This window comes from Streptomyces sp. SP17BM10 (assembly GCF_036322405.1).
GTDB lineage: Bacteria > Actinomycetota > Actinomycetes > Streptomycetales > Streptomycetaceae > Kitasatospora.
Genome location: NZ_JAQYXB010000637.1, coordinates 107,058 through 124,495, shown reverse-complemented (window position 1 = coordinate 124,495; position 17,438 = coordinate 107,058). Strand labels below are relative to the sequence as shown.

At 74.0% G+C, this 17,438-nt stretch carries 11 protein-coding genes; 9 read left to right on the top strand and 2 right to left on the bottom strand.

What is annotated here, in order from left to right:
* Positions 1-14: 14 nt before the first annotated feature.
* Together PUR71_RS27655 and PUR71_RS27650 are read right to left on the bottom strand one after the other, a co-directional pair.
* Positions 15-1,679, bottom strand: coding sequence for a beta-1,3-glucanase family protein (locus PUR71_RS27655; RefSeq protein WP_329929847.1), 1,665 nt, complete (start codon positions 1,677-1,679; stop codon positions 15-17).
* Positions 1,680-1,765: 86 nt separating this feature from the next.
* Positions 1,766-2,122 (bottom strand): hypothetical protein, encoded by a 357-nt coding sequence (locus PUR71_RS27650; protein ID WP_329929846.1) that lies wholly within the window; start codon positions 2,120-2,122, stop codon positions 1,766-1,768.
* Positions 2,123-2,826: 704 nt separating this feature from the next.
* Here PUR71_RS27650 and PUR71_RS27645 point away from each other — a divergent pair.
* The 9 genes from PUR71_RS27645 to PUR71_RS27605 all read left to right on the top strand — a co-directional run bounded on the left by PUR71_RS27645 (position 2,827) and on the right by PUR71_RS27605 (position 17,438).
* Entirely contained in the window at positions 2,827-4,194 is a 1,368-nt protein-coding gene (locus PUR71_RS27645) for a sugar transferase (protein ID WP_329929927.1), read from the top strand.
* Positions 4,195-4,291: 97 nt separating this feature from the next.
* Complete coding sequence (locus PUR71_RS27640) at positions 4,292-5,620, top strand: nucleotide sugar dehydrogenase (protein ID WP_329929845.1); 1,329 nt, start codon at positions 4,292-4,294, stop codon at positions 5,618-5,620.
* Positions 5,610-6,875 carry a glycosyltransferase family 4 protein gene (locus PUR71_RS27635; protein WP_329929844.1) on the top strand — a complete coding sequence of 422 codons (1,266 nt, stop codon included), beginning with the start codon at positions 5,610-5,612 and terminating at the stop codon, positions 6,873-6,875. The genes PUR71_RS27640 and PUR71_RS27635 overlap by 11 nt, the downstream gene beginning before the upstream one ends.
* On the top strand, positions 6,872-8,236 hold the full coding sequence (locus PUR71_RS27630; RefSeq protein ID WP_329929843.1) for a Wzz/FepE/Etk N-terminal domain-containing protein: 1,365 nt from the start codon (positions 6,872-6,874) through the stop codon (positions 8,234-8,236). The genes PUR71_RS27635 and PUR71_RS27630 overlap by 4 nt, the downstream gene beginning before the upstream one ends.
* The gene (locus tag PUR71_RS27625; RefSeq protein WP_329929842.1) at positions 8,233-9,795 is read left to right on the top strand and encodes a Wzz/FepE/Etk N-terminal domain-containing protein; all 1,563 of its coding nucleotides are present in this window, start codon (positions 8,233-8,235) and stop codon (positions 9,793-9,795) included. Before PUR71_RS27630 ends, PUR71_RS27625 begins: the two co-directional genes overlap by 4 nt.
* 2 nt (positions 9,796-9,797) lie before the next feature.
* Positions 9,798-11,705, top strand: a complete 1,908-nt coding sequence (gene asnB / locus PUR71_RS27620; RefSeq protein WP_329929841.1) for an asparagine synthase (glutamine-hydrolyzing) — start codon at positions 9,798-9,800, stop codon at positions 11,703-11,705.
* Positions 11,706-11,761: 56 nt separating this feature from the next.
* Positions 11,762-13,966, top strand: coding sequence for a bi-domain-containing oxidoreductase (locus tag PUR71_RS27615; protein ID WP_329929840.1), 2,205 nt, complete (start codon positions 11,762-11,764; stop codon positions 13,964-13,966).
* A complete protein-coding gene (locus tag PUR71_RS27610) occupies positions 13,963-15,912 on the top strand; it encodes an alginate lyase family protein (protein WP_329929839.1) in 1,950 nt (649 codons plus the stop codon). Before PUR71_RS27615 ends, PUR71_RS27610 begins: the two co-directional genes overlap by 4 nt.
* A gap of 11 nt (positions 15,913-15,923) precedes the next feature.
* Positions 15,924-17,438 carry a right-handed parallel beta-helix repeat-containing protein gene (locus tag PUR71_RS27605; RefSeq protein WP_329929838.1) on the top strand — a complete coding sequence of 505 codons (1,515 nt, stop codon included), beginning with the start codon at positions 15,924-15,926 and terminating at the stop codon, positions 17,436-17,438.

Sequence of the window (17,438 nt, the reverse complement as noted above, 5' to 3'; positions counted from 1 at the left end):
GCCGCCCTCAGGGCTCACTGCCCGAACGTGAACCAGTTGAGGTTGACGAAGTCCGCGCCCTGGCCGCTGGCGAAGGTCAGGTAGACGGTGTGCGTGCCGGTGGTCCTGGTGATGTCGGCGGGTACCGTCCGCCAGCTCTGCCAGCCGCCGGTGCCGGCGACCGCGAAGCTGCCGACGGGCGCTGCGCTCGGGCTGTCCAGCCGCACCTGGACCAGCCCGCTGACCCCGGGTGCGGCGCCGGAGGCGACCCGGGCCTGGAAGCGGGTCGCGCCGGAGCCGCCGAAGTCCACGCCCGCGTAGGCGAGCCAGTCGCCGTTGGAGATCCAGCCCACGTCGCGGCCGCCGCCGGTGTCCGCGCAGGCCTCCAGCGCGGTGCCGGACTGCGCGCTGAAGGACTCGGCCCGGATGGTGCCGAACGCGCTCGTCCCGCCGCCGGGTCGGGGTGACGGCCCGGGGCCGGGCGCGGTCCGGGCGCCACCGACGGTGACGGTCAGCAGGGTCGGGTTCGCCGACTGCACCTTGCCCTCGAAGTCCACGCCGGCCGGGTGGACGTCGTCGTAGGGGAACGCGTAGCCGAGGTGGTCGGGGTTGGTCGCGTGCAGGACGCGGGCGTAGTGGTTGGTGCGCGCGGCGGTGTAGAAGGCGGCCGGGTCCTCGCCGTCCGGCTGGCGCGGATCGTCCAGCAGGGTGGTGCGGTTGAGCGCGGCGGCGAGCCGGGCGCTCAGGTTGCCCATGAGGTCGTTGCCGGTGGTGAACGGCGCCGAGCTGCAGTTGAAGACGGCGGCCGTGGAGGGCCTGCTGAAGCCGCCGGCGCCGGGGAACGTGAGCACGCCGTCGCGCACCCGGCCGGTGACGGTGCCCCAGCCGGACTGGGTGTCGATCACCAGGTCGGTGCTCTGGTACTTCTGCCACGCGGCGGCGAGGTAGCCGTCCAGGTAGCCGTCGAACAGGGACGGGTCGGCGCTGATCGCGGTGTTGGGGCTGAGGACTCGCAGGGTCCGGCCGGTGGAGTCCGGGACGATCAGGCGGGCCCAGTCGCCTCCGTCGGCCGCGGCCTGCGCGCGCAGCGCGTCCGCGACGGACTCCAGGCCGCCGGCGGGCAGCCCGGCGACGCCCTGCCGCCCGCCGTCGGCGGCGCTCAGGTCGAACGCGATCGGGACGGCGGCGAAGTCGACGTAGCTGATGTTGGCGTACAGCTGGTCCGGCCCGTAGGTGAACTCGCAGAACCCGTACGCCGTAGCGATGTTGGGGTCGGTGGGGTTGCTCACCGAGGGCAGCGCGATGCCGGGGCCCGGGTTGATCAGGAAGGTGAGCGTGCGGCCGACGGAGAAGTAGATCCGTCCGCTGGAGAGGTACGGCAGGCTGATCCGCCGCGGGGTGGTGCCGGGTGCGGCCAGTGCGATGGCGCAGTCGGCGCCGAGCGGCGCGCCCGGGGCGCCGGGGGACGGCGGGTGGTAGAGCGTGCTGCCGTCGGAGCGCAGGAAGGCCCAGCTGTTGCCCTGGGCGGGGTCGAGGCCGAGGACGTAGGCGTAAACCGGCTGGGACGGCACGGTGTTGACGAGGTCGACGGCGAGCCGCTGCGGGGTGGTGGTCCCGTCGGCGCTCTGCGGCAGGGCGAGGAGCGCGGGCGTGGCCAGGGCCGCGACGGAGGCGCCGAGGACGGTCCGGCGAGTGATCACGTGGACTCCGGGGGGTGGGGGGAGGGGCGACGGCTGGGACAGAGCGCGCCGCCTGACGGCCACCCTCTCGCTCGGGTCTGGACACGTCAACATCTGGAACCGTAAACGGTCCTTAAGCCTGGTTCGGTTGATTTCTTGAACGCGGAGTCGCGCGAGTGGGGCGGCCCCGGCGCCCGGAGGCCGGTGGGGCGGACGGTGATTCCGGCCAGTGCCGGGGAATCGGCGAACTCCGGTGCGTCGAAAGGTCGTTGTGCGCGCACGGCGACAAGGCCGAGGAACCCCCGGGTGCCGGCGGCGGCCGGGTGTCCGGATTCGATCGGCCCGTGCGCCGGCCCCGCGTCGTCGTCGAACGCCGCTTCGACCGGCCCGATCCATGGTGCGGCCTGGCCATCCGTCAGTACAAGACCGCGGCTCCATGTCCTGAACGCGCTGTCCGTGGTCACGTCGGAAGGCCTCCGGATCATCGTGGCCGAGGGGCCGGTGGACGGTCATCGTCACAGGTCACCGCGTGCGGCACCGTCCCCGCGGCGTCCTCCGGGTGCCACCCTTCGGTAGATCAGGATTCAGCTCTCGTGCATGTGTTTCACACATCCCCCACTTCGGGCGGTCGCGATGCTCTACATTGATGTGCACTTCGCACGGTTCAACGCGAGGCGACGATCGATGATCTTCGGGTCCGGCGCTGCGCACGGCCGGTAGTCGCATCCCCGGCGGCAGCCGTGGGGGCGGTGAATTCCCGGCGCCCGGAATCGGGCTCCGAGTGTGGAGAGCGGCCGCCGACGGAATCCCGTCCGGTTCGGGAATCCGGCAGGACGTCAGGGTCCGTCGGTGCTTTGGGGGAAGTTCGCGTAGCGCTGCCACAGCCGAATTCGCCATGCCCGGGAGCGGGACCTCCCGGCGGTAGGAACAGCGCGGCACGGGAGGCGGGGCCTCCCGAGGGGAGGAATCAGGTGCGGGGGGTGCGAGCCTCCCGGGGGGAGGAATCGTGTGGAGCGAGCACGTCGAACCCACTGGTGACCTGGAAGGGACCGTCGAGCAGGGGGAGGGAGAGTCAGTCCGCCCGTTCCCGGCGGCGCCGGTGCGCCGGCTGAACGGGAGCATCGGGCGGCCCGAGGGCGACTGGGAGCAGCAGTACCGCCGTACCGTGATGATCGGCGACACCGTGGCCACCTCCTTCGTGGTGGCGGCGATCGGCGGCTTCTTCGGGGTCAGGGACGCGGCCAACTGGCACGAGAAGTGGGGGATCCTCGCCTTCGGCACCGAGCTCCTGGTGCTCGGGGCGCTGGCGACGACCCGGTCGTGGGCGCCGGCCCTGCTGGGCCAAGGCGCCGAGGAGTTCCGCCGGCTGGGACGCGCGCTGTGCGCCGCGGCCGTCGTCCTGTCTCTCGGCGGGATCGCTCTCGGCTCGACCAACATCAAGCTCTGGATCTTCGTCGCGATCCCGGCGATCACCGTCGTCACCATGACCGAGCGGTACCTGCTGCGCCTGTGGCTGCACAAGCAGCGGAAGGAAGGACGTTGCCTGCGCCCGGTGCTGGCCGCCGGGAGCCCGGCCACCATGTGCGACCTGATCGCCCGGACCCGCAGGTTCCCGCACCTCGGCTGGCGGGTGGAGGCGGTCTGCACGCCGTACGCCCTCGGTCCGGGCGGTGACCGGCTGGACGGCGTGCCGGTCGTCGGCCGGCTGACGGACGTCGCCAACCACGTCCGGCGCGACGGCTACCGGGTCGTCGCCGTCACCCCGGACCCGTACTGGACGCCGGACCGGCTCCAGCGGCTGGCGTGGAAGCTCGAGGGCAGCGACGCCGAGATGGTCGTGGCGCCCGTGCTGATGGAGGTGGCGGGACCGCGGCTGCACGTCGACGCGGTGCTCGGGATCCCGATGCTCCGCGTCAGCATGCCGACCTTCACCGGGGGCCGGCGGGCCGTCAAGGAGGTCGTCGACCGGCTGGGCGCCGCCGTCCTGCTGGTCCTGTTCGCGCCGCTGATGCTGGTCGTCGGGCTGCTGGTGCTGGCGGACAGCCGGGGCGGGGCGTTCTACCGGCAGCACCGGGTCGGCAAGGACGGCCGCGAGTTCACCCTGCTCAAGTTCCGCACCATGGTGGTCGGGGCGGACCGGGCCCGGTCCGCGCTGGCCGACCGCAACGAGGGCGCCGGACTGCTCTTCAAGCTCCGCCGGGACCCCCGGGTGACCCGGGTGGGCGGCGTGCTGCGCCGGTACTCGCTCGACGAGCTGCCGCAGCTGCTCAACGTGCTCACCGGGTCGATGTCGCTCGTCGGCCCCCGGCCCCCGCTGCCGGAGGAGTCCGCCGCGTACGGACCGGACATCCGGCGGCGACTGCTCGTCAAGCCCGGTCTCACCGGCCTGTGGCAGATCAGCGGGCGCAGCGACCTGCCGTGGGAGGAGGCGGTGCGGCTGGACCTGCGGTACGTGGAGGACTGGTCGCTCGCCCTGGACACGGTGATCTTGTGGAAGACGCTGCGGGCGGTGCTCCAGGGGCAGGGGGCGTACTAGGCGCCAGGACCGGCAGAGGACCGGCAGGGGAAGGCACAGCACGGCTCGGCACGTGGACGGCAGGCCCGTGGGGTCTGCCCGAGGGGAGGAACGGGTCATGAGGGTCAGCGTCCTGGGGCTCGGTTACGTGGGCTGCGTGTCGGCCGCGTGCCTGGCCAGCCTGGGGCACGAGGTCATCGGGGTGGACGTCAACCGGGTGAAGGTCGACCTGGTCAACGACGGCAGGGCGCCGGTGGTCGAGGAGCGGATCGGCGACCTCATCGCCGAGGTGGTGCGGACCGGGGCGCTGCGCGCCACCACGGACGTCCGCCAGGCGGTCCTGGGCAGCGACGTGTCCCTGGTCTGCGTGGGCACGCCGTCCGAGCCCAACGGCGGTCTGTGCACCACGTTCCTGGAGCGGGTCACGGAGCAGATCGGCGCCGTGCTGGCCGAGCGGGACGGGCGGCACACCGTGGTGTTCCGCAGCACCATGCTCCCGGGCACCTGCCTCGACCTGCTGGTGCCGATCCTGGAGAAGCACACCGGCGGCACGGCCGGGGTGGACTTCGGGGTCGCGGTGAACCCGGAGTTCCTGCGCGAGGGCACGAGCGTGCGGGACTTCTTCGATCCGCCGAAGACCGTCATCGGCGAACTCGACCCGGAGAGCGGCGACGTGGTCGCGGCGCTGTACGAGGAACTGCCCGGCGAGGTGTTCCGGGTCCCGGTCCCGACGGCCGAGGCGATCAAGTACGCGGACAACGCCTTCCACGGCCTCAAGATCGGCTTCGCCAACGAGTTCGGCGCGGTGTGCCAGGCGCTCGGGGTGGACTCGCACCAGGTGATGGACGTGTTCGTGGCCGACCGCAAGCTCAACATCAGCCCCGCCTACCTGCGGCCCGGCTTCGCCTTCGGCGGCTCCTGCCTGCCCAAGGACCTGCGCAGTCTGGTCCACGCGGCGCGGCGGGCGGACGTCTCGGTGCCGATCCTCTCCCACGTGCTGGCCTCCAACGCCGACCACCTCCAGCGCGCGGTGGAGCTGGTCGAGCGCACCGGCAGGCGCCGAGTGGGCTTGTTCGGCCTGTCCTTCAAGTCCGGCACCGACGACCTGCGCGAGAGCCCGCTGGTCGAGCTGGCCGAGCGGCTCTTCGGCAAGGGCTACGACCTGCGGATCTACGACCCCAACGTGAACCTCTCCCGCCTGCTCGGCGCGAACCGCGAGTACATCGAGACCCGGCTGCCGCACCTCGCGCAGTTGCTCGCCCAGTCCGTCGACGAGGTGCTCGACCACGCCGAGGTGTGCGTGGTCGGGACGAAGGACCCCGCGGTGCTGTCCGCGCTGCCGCACGGCGGCGCCGACGGCGACGGCCCGGTGATCGTCGACCTCGTCCGCCTGCCCGACGCCGAGGCGCGCCGGGCCGAGCCGGGGTACGCGGGCCTTGCCTGGTAGCCCGGCCGGCGGCGACGGGCGGGGCCGTCGCGCGCTGGTCCTGGTGGAGAACCTGTCGGTGCCCTTCGACCGGCGGGTGTGGCAGGAGTGCACGACGCTGCGCGACGCGGGCTGGACGGTGCACGTCATCTGCCCGCGGGGCACCAAGCGGGACACCGAGGCGGAGGCCGTGATCGACGGGGTGCGGATCCACCGCTACCCGCTGCGCGCGGCCACCGGCGGACCGGCCGGCTACCTACGGGAGTACGGATCTGCGCTGTGGCACACGGCCCGGCTGGCCCGCAGGGTCGGCCCGGTCCACGTCGTCCACGCCTGCAACCCGCCCGACCTGCTGTTCCTGCCCGCCCTGTGGCTCAAGCGGCGCGGCGCGCGGTTCGTCTTCGACCAGCACGACCTGGTGCCCGAGCTGTACCTGTCCCGGTTCGACCGCGGCGAGGACCTGCTCTACCGCGGCGTGCGCGCGCTGGAACGGCTGACCTACCGGGCGGCGGACGTCGTGCTCGCGACGAACGAGAGCTACCGGGACGTCGCGCTTCGCCGCGGCGGGCTGCGCCCGGAGGACGTCTTCGTGGTGCGCAGCGCGCCCGACACCGAGCGGTTCCGGCCGGTGGAGCCCGAGCCGGAGCTGAAGCGCGGCAAGCCCCATCTGCTGTGCTACCTCGGCGTGATGGGCCCGCAGGACGGCGTCGACTACGCGCTGCGGGCGCTCGCGAAGCTGCGCGACGAGCTCGGGCGGACGGACTGGCACGCGGTGTTCGTCGGCGGTGGCGACACCTTCGAGGCGATGGTGGCGCTGTCCCGACGGCTCGGGCTGGCGGAGCGGGTGGAGTTCACCGGGCGCGTCCCGGACGCCGACCTGGTGCGCTACCTGTCCACCGCGGACGTGTGCCTCTCGCCGGACCCGCGCAATCCGCTCAACGACGTGTCGACCATGAACAAGGTCCTGGAGTACATGGTGATGGGCCGGCCGATGGTCTCGTTCGACCTCCGGGAGGCGCGGGTCTCCGCCGGGGACGCCGCCGTCTACGCGCCCGCGAACGACGAGGCCGAGTTCGCCCGGCTGGTGGCGCTGCTGATGGACGATCCGGAGAAGCGGGCCTGGATGGGCAAGCTCGGCCAGGAGCGGATCAACGGGCCGCTCGCCTGGCGGAACTCCCAGCGCGCGCTGCTCGACGCCTACGCCGCCGCCTGCCGGGCCCGGCCCGCGAGGTCGGCGCGCGGCCCGTTCCGGCTCGGGAGAAGGCCTCGGCGTTGAGCGACGAAACGATACGCCTGGTCACGGTCGGCCGGATCCTCCGGCGGCGGTGGCGGCTCCTGGCCGTCATCGCCCTGCTGGGTGCGCTCGCCGGCTACGGCACGTCCCTGCTGTTCCCGCCGCGCTACACGACGTCGGCCTCGGTCCTGCTGCCGGGGGTGTGGCAGGACCGCGAGCTGCTGACGCAGGCGCAGATCGCGACCAGTTCGGTGGTCGTCGACCGGGCGGCCGCCACGCTGGGCTGGACCGGGATCACCGGCACCGAGTTCCAGGACCGGGTGAGCGCCACGGCCGCGGACGGGAACATCATCAAGATCTCCGGGACGGCCGAGACCCCGGAGCGCGCGCAGCAGCTCTCCGACCAGGTGGCCCACCAGTTCGTCGCGTTCGCCTCGCACGTCGCGGGCGACAGCACCGACCCAGAGGCGGCGCAGCCCGAGGCGCTGCGGCAACTCGTGCTTCAGACCGGCCGCCGCATCTCCGACCTCGCCGCCGCGGCCGACCCGGGCAAGACCGTGGAGAGCGTGCAGACCCGCACCGAGCTGGAGAAGCTGCGCACCACGCTGCAGGACGCCATCAAGAAGCTGGACCAGGTGGACCCGGCCGCCAACAGGGCCAACATGGTCGTCATGGGGTCGGCGCCCCGGCCGTCGGGCGAGGCGCCGCCGACGAGGATCCAGCTCGTCGCCGCCGGGGCGCTGCTGTTCTTCCTGGCCGCGGTGGTCGGCCATCTCGCCACCGGGCGGACGAGCCGTCGGCCGCGCACCGAACCGGAGATCGCGGCGGCGCTGGGTTCGGTGCCCCTCGGCACCGTCGACGTCCCCGGTGAGCGGTCCGCCCGCCGGTCCGGGGGCCGTGGCCCGCGGGCCCTGGTCCGCCGGCTGCTGGGCACGGACGTCCGGTGGGACCTGCCGGCCCCGCGCCCGTCCGGCGACGAGGCCGGTCGGCGGCTGCGCCACCGGCGGGTGTGCGCCCGCCTGAGGGAGCAACACCCGTACCCGCGACGGCTCCTGGTCGTCGTCCCGGACGATGACGAGACGGCCCGGCTGGCCGCCGGGCAGCTCGTCGCCGAGGCCGGGGGAGACCCCCTGCTGCGGGTGGTGGACGTGTCGGTGGCCCGGCCGCTGGTGCCGGACCACGACGGCGAGGCCGGCGTCCTGGTCGTGCTGAGCGCGGGCCACCGGACCGCCGGGGAGCTCGCCGGCCTCGCCGGAGCGTGCACGGACGCCGGGCACCGGGTCGTCGGCGTCGTCGTCGCCGAGACGGTCCTGGCCCGTCCGGGACGGTCCGCCGACCGCTCCCCGGACGGCGCCGCGCCGGTGCTCGCGGGCGGTGCCGACACGAGGAGGCGCGAGGCGTGACGACGCGTACGACGCCGGAGCCCGTCGAACCCCCGGTACCCACCCCGCTGCTGGACCTGCAGTCGCTGGTGGTCGCGGTGCGCAGGCGCCGCCGCCTGTGGTGCGTCATGGCGTTGCTCGGGCTGCTGGCCGGCGCGGCGCTGGCCGTGCTGCGGCCGCCGGCGCCGAGCGCGGTGGTCAAGGTGCTGGTCGCCCACCAGGCGGACCAGCCGAACGACCCCGGGACGCTGATCCGCACCGACGCCGCCCTGTTGCAGACCACGGGGATCGCCGGCAAGGCCCTGCAGTCCCTCACGTCCGCGGAGAAGCCCGAGGACTTCATGCGGGACTACGCGGGCACCGGCCTGACCAACAACCTGCTGCAGATCGACGTGACCGCTCACACCGACGCGGAGGCGGTGGCCCGGGCCAAGGCGCTGGCCGACGCGTTCGTCGCCGACCACGTGCGGCGGATCCAGGAGGCCGCGGACGCCGAGGCCAAGGCCCTGCTCGACCAGCGCGACCGGCTGCGCACCGAACTCGACCAGGTCAACCAGTCGATCGGGGACGCCTCGCGCCAGAGCGGGCCCAACGCGGCGGCGAACCTGGAGTCGCTCTACGCCAGCCGGGCCGAACTCACCTCGCGGATCACGGACTTCGGCCAGCGCGCCGCAGAGGCGGGCGTCGGCACGCCCCGGCTCGTCGCCGGCACGCAGATCGTGGACGCGCCCCGGGCCGTGCGGCGGTCGCTGCCCCGGACCGCGGTCACCGACGCCGCGATCGGCCTCGTCCTCGGCCTGGTGCTCGGGCTCGCGGTGGCCGCCGTCGGCGCGGTGGTGGCGGACCGCCCGGTGCTGCGCCGGGAGATCGCGGCGCACCTCGGCGCCTCCGTCATCGCGGAGCTGCGCGGCGTGCCCCGCAGGTCGATCGGACGGTGGCAGCGCCGGCGGACCCGGGCCGCGAGGACCCGGCTCACCGCGACCCTGGCCCGCAGCGTGGGCGACTCGGCGGAAACGGTGTCGCTGCTGGAGCTGGGCTGTGCGCGCAGTGCCGGCGTGATCGCCCTGGACCTCGCCGGCGCTCTGGCGTCGCAGGAGGAGGGGCCGGTGGTCGTCGTCGACGGCCTGCCCGGCCCGCAGCTCGCCAAGCGCCGTGCCGGGCCGGGGGATCCGACCGTCGTCGTCGGCTCGCGGGCCGAGGGCCCGGCGCCCGAGGAGCGCCGGCTCGGCGTCGGTTCGGTGGCGCCCGGCACGGCGTGGACCGACCTCCGGTACCTCGGCACCCGGACGGTGCTCGTCGTACGGGCCGGGCACGGCAGCGCCGCCTGGCTGCACACCGTGGCCCGGCAGCTCGCGGACCAGGGCATCCCGGTGATCGGGGTGGTGCTGATCGACCCCGATCCGCGGGACCGGACCGACGGAACCCTCCGGGACGGCCCGCCCGCCGCCCCGCGCGCCCGCACCGCCCGCACCGCCCGCACCGCCCGCCCGCCCCGGCGCGGCCGGGCGGCCCGCCGGCGCACGGAACGACAACCGACGCGGACCGCACCGGTCCCGGACAGCGACCAGGAGGCGGGCTAGACATGTGCGGCATCGCGGGAACGTACCGGTGGCCGGACGGGAAGGCCGTGACCGACCTGCTCACCGACACCCTCGCCCACCGGGGCCCGGACGGCGCAGGGCGCTACGGCCACCCGGTCGGCGACGGCGACGTGCAGCTCGGGCACCGCCGGCTGGCCATCGTCGACCTCTCGGAGACCGGCGCCCAGCCGATGGCCTCCGACGGCCTCGTCCTGACCTACAACGGCGAGCTGTACAACGCGCCCGAGCTGCGCGCCGAACTGACCGCCGCCGGCGTGAGCTTCCGCGGCACCTCCGACACGGAGGTGCTGCTGGAGGCCTGGCGGCGCTGGGGCACGCACTGCCTGCCCCGGCTGCGCGGCATGTTCGCCTTCGGGATCTTCGACGAGCGCACCGGTGAGCTCGTGCTCGCCCGCGACCAGCTCGGCATCAAGCCGCTGTTCCTGGTCCGGCGCGGCGGGGGCCTGGTGTTCGCCTCCGAGCTCAAGGCGCTGGCCGCGGCCACCGGCGGCTCGCTGGAGGTGGACCACGCGGCGCTGGTGGCCTCGTTGCTCTACTACTGGGTGCCGGACTCGCGGTGCGCGTACCGCGAGGCGGAGAAGCTGCCGCCGGGCGGCTGGCTCCGCTGCACGCCCGACGGCCGGGTGGAGCGCGGCCGGTACTGGCACCTGCGGGAGGTGGCCGCGGAGGGCCGGGAGCGGGCCCGCGCCGGTGAACTGCCCGACCTCGCGGCCATCGTGGAGGAGTCGACCCGGCGTCACCTGCTCTCCGACGTGCCCGTGGCGACCTTCCTCTCCGGCGGGCTGGACTCCAGCTACCTGACCGCGCTGGCCGCCCGCGACCGGCCCGGGATCTCCGCCTACACGATCGGCTTCCGCGCCGAGGACGCCAGGTTCGAGGCCATGCCCGACGACCTCCGCTACGCCCGACAGGTGGCCGGGCGCTTCGGCGTCGACCTGCACGAGATCGAGATCGCCCCGGACGTGCTCGACCTGCTGCCGAGGATGACCTACCACCTGGACGAGCCGATCGGCGACCCCGCCGCGATCAACACCTTCCTGATCTGCTCGGCGGCCCGGGAGGCCGGGGTCAAGGTGATGCTCTCGGGGATGGGCGCCGACGAGCTGTTCGCCGGCTACCGCAAGCACCTGGCCAACCGGCTCGCGCTGCGCTACCAGCGCGTGCCGCGGCCGCTGCGGCGCGGCCTGTCCGCGGCCGTGGACCGGCTGCCGGTCGCCACGGCCGACCGCGGGTTGCGCTCGGTGCGGTTCGCCAAGCGGTTCCTCTCCTTCGCCGACCTGCCGGAGGAGGCGGCGTTCCGGCGCAGCTACACGATGTACGACCGGGCCGAACTGCTCGCGCTGGTCGACCCGGACCTGGCCGGGACGGTCGACGACGTGCTGACCGAGCACGCGGACGTCTACGGGGACAACGACCTCGACGACTTCGTCAACCGCATGTGCCTGGGTGACGCCCGGATGTTCCTGCCGGGACTGAACCTCGCCTACACGGACCGGTCGAGCATGGCCGCGTCGACCGAGGTGCGGGTGCCGTACGTGGACGTCGAGGTGGTGCGGGCGGCGTTCGCGGTGCCCGGCGACCGCAAGATCGTCGGACGGCAGGGCAAGGCCGTGCTCAAGGAGGCGGCCGCCTCGGTGCTGCCCCGGGAGATCGTGTACCGGCCCAAGGGCCTGTTCAGCGCCCCGCTGCGGGCCTGGATGAGCCGGGACCTGGCGCCGCTGGTGCGCGAGGTGGTGAACGACGGCGTGCTCGTCCGCTCGGGCTTCCTGCGCAAGGACGCCCTGGCGCGGCTGGTCGCCGCGGACGCCGCCGGGCAGCAGGACTACTCCAAGCACCTGTGGCACGTGCTGACGCTTGAGCACTGGTACCGCGGCGCGACCTCCGTCTGAGGCCGCGGCGCGCACGTGATGACTGGGAAACCGGCTCGGGAACAAGGGGACTTCGGGTGAAACAGGTCGTGCAGAACTACAGGAGCGGCGAGCTGTCGGTGCTCGACGTGCCGGCGCCGGGCTGCAAGCCGGGCGGGGTGCTGGTCCGCAGCGCCTTCTCGCTGATCTCCACCGGCACCGAGCTGATGAAGGTCTCGGAGGCCGGGATGTCGATGCTGGGCAAGGCCCGCTCCCGGCCCGACCAGGTGGCCAAGGTCATGCAGAGCGTGGCCACCAACGGGCTGCCCGCCACCTACCGCAAGGTGATGGGCAAGCTGGACTCCTACACGCCGCTGGGCTACTCGCTGTGCGGGGTGGTCGAGCAGGTCGGCGCCGGGGTCGACGACGTGAAGGCCGGCGACCTGGTCGCCTGCGCCGGCAACGAGCACGCGCTGCACGCCGAGCTGAACTGGGTGCCGAGGAACCTCTACGTCCCGGTGCCGGACGGCCTCGCGCCGCGGCACGCGGCCTTCGGCACGGTCGGGTCGATCGCGCTCCAGGGCGTGCGCCAGGGCGAGCCGCAGCTCGGTGAGGTGGCGCTGGTCATCGGCCTCGGGCTGATCGGGCAGCTGGTGGTGCAACTGCTCACCGCCGCGGGGGTGCGCGTCGTCGGGGCCGATCCCGACCCGGCGCGCTGCGAACTCGCCGAGCGCCTGGGCGCCGTGGCCTGCGGCGACCCCGGGTCCGCGGCCGTGGCGGCGGCCGTCGCCGAGCTGACCGGCGGTCACGGCGTGGACCAGGTGTACCTGGCGGCCGGCGGCGCCAGCAACCAGCCCGTCGAGCTGGCCGCCGCGCTGGCCCGGGACCGCGGCCGGGTCGTCGACATCGGCAAGTGCCGTCTGGACCTGCCGTGGAACGCGTACTACGAGAAGGAGCTCGACGTCCGGTTCTCCCGCTCGTACGGTCCCGGGCGCTACGACCCGGAGTACGAGCTGGAGGGGCGGGACTACCCGATCGGCTACGTGCGCTGGACCGAGCGGCGCAACCTCGCGTGCTTCCTCGACCTCGTCTCCCGCGGCCGCGTCGACGTGGAGCCCCTGATCTCGCACATCGCCGACTTCGAGGACGCCGTCGAGACGTACCGGCGCCTGAAGGACGGCGAGTCGAAGGCCGTGGCGGTGCTCTTCCGGTACTCCGGACCCGAGGGGGAGGGGACGGCTCAGGCCCCGGCCGTGGCGGTGCCCGCGGTGCGCGTCGAGACCAGGGCACCTGCCCCGTCCCGTCCGGTCGACACGCCGGTGCGGCTGGCGTTCGTCGGCGCGGGGAACTACGCGACGTCGATGCTGCTGCCGCACCTGGCCCAGCGCGAGGGCGTCGTGCTGTCCACCGTCGTCACCACGACGGCGCTCTCGGCGGCCAACGCGCAGCGGAAGTTCGGCTTCGCGCGGGCGACCACCGATCTGGACGGCGTGCTCGGGGACCCGTCCATCGACGCGGTGTTCGTGGTCACCCGGCACAGCTCGCACGCCGACCTGACCCGGCGGGCGCTGCTGGCCGGCAAGACGGTGTTCGTGGAGAAGCCGCTGGCCCTGACCGAGGACGAACTGGCGGGCGTGCTCGCGGCGGTGACGGAGTCCGGCAACGACCGGCTGCAGGTGGGCTTCAACCGCCGGTTCTCGCCGCTGCTGCGCGAGGCCAAGGCCCGGTTCGGCACCCGGAGCGGCCCGGCGAGCCTGCGCTACCTGGTCAACGCGGGCCGCCTGCAGCACGGCAGCTGGTACCTCCGGCAGGGCACCGAGGGCTCGCGGTTCACCGGCGAGGGCGGGCACTTCGTGGACACGGCGAGCTGGCTGCTGGAGGCCGACCCGGTCTCGGTGTACGCGGTCGCCGCGGCCGGCAACGAGGACCTCCAGGTCGTGCTGCGCTACCCGGACGGCTCCACGGCCACCATCAGCTACGTCACCACCGGCGCCTCCGGCTTCCCCAAGGAGACGATGGACCTCGTCGCGGACGGCAAGGTCCTGAAGCTCGACGACTTCGTCCGGGCCTCGGTGCATGTCGACGGCACGGCCGGGCGGAAGCGGTGGGTCAGTTCGCGGCTGCCGAAGGCCCGGGACAAGGGCCAGTCCAACGAAGTGGCCGCGTTCGTCCGGGCGGTGCGCACCGGCGGGCCGATGCCGGTGCCGCTGGAGTCGCTGGTCGCCACCACGGCGGCGACGCTCGCGGTGCGCACCGGCCTGGCGAGCGGCGCGCCGGTGACGCTGGCGAGGGCGGCACGATGACGATGAGCGCGGGCTGGTACCTGCGCCGGCTGTCCCGGATGGGGCCGCGGGAGGTCGGCGGCCGGGCGGGCGACGCGGTGCGAAGGCGACGGTGGCGCGCGCAGCCGCCGCCCTGCCCGGCCGTCGTCGGGGCCCGGTTCACCGCCGTCCTGCCCGCCGGGGCGCTCGCCGCGGTGCCGCCGGAGGCCGCGAAGCGCCTCGTCGCCGGGGCGGACCGGCTGATGGACGGGCACGCCGGGTTCTTCGGGGTGGACCGCGACGACCTGGTGGACCCGGACTGGTGGCGCGACCCGAGGACCGGGCGCCGGGCCCCGGCCGGCTACGCCTTCGACGTGCCCTACCGCGACGAGGACGCGGTCGGGGACGTCAAGCAGATCTGGGAGCCGTCCCGGCACCAGTACCTGACCGTGCTCGCCGCCGCCTACGCGCTCACCGGCAACGAGCGCTACGCCGAGCGCGCGGCCGCGCACCTGCGCTCGTGGTGGGCGGCCAACCCGCCGCTGCACGGCGTGCACTGGACCAGCGGCATCGAGCTGGGCATCCGGCTGCTGTCGTGGGTGTGGGTGCGCCGGCTGCTCGACGGCTGGCCGGGCGCGGCCGGGCTGTTCGAGGGCAACCCGGTGGCGCTGGAGCAGATCTGGCACCACCAGCGCTGGCTGGCCGCCTTCCCCAGCCGGGGATCCTCGGCGAACAACCACGTCATCGCCGAGGCCGCCGGGCAGTTCGCCGCGGCCTGCGCGTTCGGCTGGTTCCCGGCCTCGGCACGCTGGCGCTCCGGCGCGCTGCGGTCGCTGGAGCGCCACCTGCGCGCCAACACCTTCCCCTCCGGCCTCAACCGCGAGCTGGCGACCGAGTACCACGGGCTCGTCCTGGAGCTGGGCCTGGCGGCGCTGGCCGAGGCGGACGCCGCCGACGTGCCCGTCCCGGAGTCCGTCCGGCTGGTCCTGCTGCGGATGACCGACGCCCTCGCGGCCGTCGTGGACAACCGGCTGCGCCCGCCGCGCCAGGGCGACGCGGACGACGGGTTCGGGCTGGTCCTGGACGCCCCGGGCACCGACCGCTGGGCCTCGTTGCTGGCCACCGGGGACGCCGTGTTCGGCCGGCTCCCCTGGTGGCCCGAGGCGACCGGCGACGACGTGCGCACCCCGCTGCTGGCCGCGCTCGTCGAGCCGTACGCAACGAACGGAACCGTCACCCGCCCCGCGCGCAGGCCCGGACACTTCGCCGACGCCGGCATGACCATCCTGCGCGGCCCGGGGGAGATCTGGTGCCGCTGCGACGGCGGCCCGCACGGCTTCCTGTCCATCGCCGCGCACGCCCACGCGGACGCGCTGTCCGTGGAGGTCCGGCACGACGGCGTGGACGTCCTCGCGGACCCGGGGACGTTCTGCTACCACGGGCAGCCCGAGTGGCGGAGCTACTTCCGCTCGACCCTGGGCCACAACACCCTGGAGCTGGACGGCGCCGACCAGTCCGTCTCCGGCGGCCCGTTCCTGTGGACCCGGCACGCCCGCGGCCGCGTCCTCGCCGCGGACACGTTCAACGGGAGCGTGGCCCGCTGGAGCGCCGAGCACGACGGCTACGGGGACTCGGTGCACCGCCGCCGGGTGGAACTGACCGCCGCGAGTCGGGAGGTGCGGGTGGTCGACGAGGTGCGCGGCCCGCGCCGGGCCGTGCGCCTGGCGTTCCACCTCGGCCCGGCGATCACCGCGGACCTGGCGGGGCACCGGGCCCTGCTCACCTGGACCCGGGACGGCGAGGGCCGCTCCGCGGTGCTCGACCTGCCAGGGCGGTTGTCGTGGCGGGCGCACCGCGGCGAGACCGACCCGCCACTGGGCTGGTACTCGTCCGGCTTCGGGCGCAAGGAGCCCTCGACCACGCTCGTCGGCACCGGATTCACCGGCGGCGCCGGGGAGTTCACCACCACGCTCGGATTCCGGGACTGAAGGGGGGAGGGGTGGGGATCAAGAGGCGGCACCGGGGGGCGCTGGCACTGGTCCTGCTGCTGGCGACGGGCTGCACGGGCGGCTCGGGCACCTCGCCGACGCCGACGGCCACGCCCTCCGGCTCCGTGGCCGCGGCCCAGGTGTGCGCCCACCCGGGGGAAGGCCCGGCGGCCGCTCCGGCGGGCGCGGTGACGGTCGACCCCGCGGTGGTCGGCGACCTGACGGCGAAGACCAAGAGCAGCCCCCCGCACACCACGTTCTGGCTCCAGCCCGGGACGCACAGGCTCGAACCGGACCGGTACGCCCAGGTCGTCCCGAAGGAGGGCGACACCTACCTCGGCGCGCCGGGCGCGGTGCTCGACGGCCTGAAGACCAACCAGTACGCGTTCGGCGGCGCCGCCGCCGACGTCACCATCCGCTACCTGACCGTTCAGGGCTTCGCCGCGCCGCAGAACGAGGGCGTGGTCAACCACGACTCGGCCGACGGGTGGGTGATCGAGCACGCGACGATCCGCGACAACTCCGGGGCCGGGCTGATGGCCGGCGCCCACCAGCAGGTCCGCGCCGACTGCCTCCAGGGCAACGGGCAGTACGGCATGAACGCGTACAAGTCCGGCGCCCCCCTGGGCGGCCTGGTGGTCGAGGGCAACGAGATCACGGGCAACGACACGGACCAGTGGGAGCAGCGCCAGCCCGGTTGCGGCTGCACCGGCGGAATCAAGTTCTGGGCCGTCAACGGCGCCGACGTGCACGGCAACTGGGTGCACGACAACCGCGGCCCCGGGCTGTGGGCGGACACCAACAACAACGACTTCCGCATCGAGGACAACGTCCTGGAGGCCAACGACGGCGCCGCGCTGATCTACGAGACCAGCTACAACGCGGTCATCCGCAACAACACGATCCGGCGCAACGACGTCGTCGAAGGCCGCCGCTCGGCCGACCGCGGCGACGACTTCCCGTACGCGACCGTCTACCTGTCCGAGTCCGGCGGCGAACCCCGGATCCCCGCCCGCACCGACAGGATCGAGATCTACGGGAACGTCCTGGAGGACAACTGGTCCGGGATCACCCTGTGGGAGAACGCCGACCGCTTCTGCAACAGCCCGGCCAACACCTCCTCCGGCGACTGCACGCTCCTGGTGAAGAACACCGCGGACTGCGCCCAGCCGGCCATCGCCGCCCCGCCGCTCTACGACGACTGCCGGTGGAAGACCCAGCGGGTGGACATCCACGGCAACCGCTTCGTGCTGCACCCGTCCGCCGTCGGCTGCACGGTGAAGTGCGGCCGCATGGCGGTGCTGGCCAACTACGGCACCTACCCGGACTGGTCGCCGTACAAGGGCCAGCCGGTGGCCGTGGCGGTCACCGGCGACCAGCAGAACCACTGGCACGACAACGCCTACCTGGGGCCGTGGAGCTTCGTCGCCCACGACCCGAGCCGCACCCTCGACTTCGGGCAGTGGCGGGGCGATCCGTACCGGCAGGACACGGGCAGCACCTTCCAGCCGCAGGCCGGTGGTTGA

Excerpts from the sequence above, each read along its gene's own strand:
- PUR71_RS27645 (WP_329929927.1), top strand. The coding sequence starts at position 2,827 with ATGATCGGCGACACCGTGGCCACCTCCTTCGTGGTGGCGGCGATCGGC.
- PUR71_RS27640 (WP_329929845.1), top strand. The coding sequence starts at position 4,292 with ATGAGGGTCAGCGTCCTGGGGCTCGGTTACGTGGGCTGCGTGTCGGCC.
- asnB (WP_329929841.1), top strand. The coding sequence starts at position 9,798 with ATGTGCGGCATCGCGGGAACGTACCGGTGGCCGGACGGGAAGGCCGTG.
- PUR71_RS27610 (WP_329929839.1), top strand. The coding sequence starts at position 13,963 with ATGACGATGAGCGCGGGCTGGTACCTGCGCCGGCTGTCCCGGATGGGG.